This window comes from Ruminococcus sp. OM06-36AC, assembly GCF_003438725.1.
In the GTDB taxonomy this organism is placed as follows: domain Bacteria; phylum Bacillota; class Clostridia; order Oscillospirales; family Ruminococcaceae; genus Ruminococcus_C; species Ruminococcus_C callidus.
This window is the reverse complement of record NZ_QSTT01000079.1, coordinates 1-804: the sequence shown is the minus strand read 5'-3', so window position 1 is coordinate 804 and position 804 is coordinate 1. Positions and strand designations below refer to the sequence as shown.

The window sequence follows — 804 nt, the reverse complement described above, 5'->3', positions numbered from 1 at the left end:
CTGCTGTCTTTGACCGAACAGATGGCTTCGAGGACACAGCGGAAATCTTCTCCGCCGTTGGAAGAAAATGCTCCGGGGACGTTTTCCCAGACGATGTATCTTGGGTATTTGCCATTGCTTGCACACCTCATTTCTCGGATGATACGGATCGCTTCGTGAAACAGAGAAGAACGGCTGCCGTTCAGACCGGTTCTTTTTCCGGCGATGCTCATATCCTGGCATGGACTTCCAAAGGTGATGATGTCCACAGGCGGCAGCTTTGCACCATGCAGTCCGCTGATATTGCCGAAGTGTTGTACCTGCGGCAGCCGTTTTTCTGTCACACGAATGGCAAACGGTTCGATTTCAGAAGACCAGATAGGCACAATGCCAGCTAACAGTCCGGCAAGCGGAAAACCGCCGCTGCCGTCAAAGAGGCTGCCAAGGGTGAGGTTACGCATCTGACACCTCTACTTCCGAATATTCCATTCGCTTCCCATCCCGAATCAAATACACATCATCGGAATTTCCGTCATGGAGTTTTGTGTACCTTTCAACGGCTACATCAACAAACTTCGGTTCAAACTCTATGCCGTAACAAATTCTGTCAAGCTGGTCGCAGGCAACAAGCGTAGATGCACTTCCCAGAAATCCATCCAGCACCATTCCATTTGTCTGCGTACACTGGGAAATCAGATAGGCGATCAGCGGGACTGGTTTACTGGACGGATGTCCGCAGCCGTCCTCTTTGCTGTTTTTAATGCGGTCAAACTCAAATACCGTTTTCTGTTTCTGGTCACCATACCAGATATGCTTTCCGTCTTT

General features: G+C 49.9%; 2 protein-coding genes. Both read right to left on the bottom strand.

All coding sequences use genetic code 11. The features are described 5' to 3' along the window. The coding region (locus DXB92_RS13255) for a DNA cytosine methyltransferase (RefSeq protein ID WP_147330089.1) at positions 1–440 on the bottom strand (440 nt) is incomplete at its 3' end. Next, the coding region (locus DXB92_RS13250) for a DNA methyltransferase (RefSeq protein WP_147330088.1) at positions 433–804 on the bottom strand (372 nt) is incomplete at its 5' end. The genes DXB92_RS13250 and DXB92_RS13255, both read right to left, overlap by 8 nt.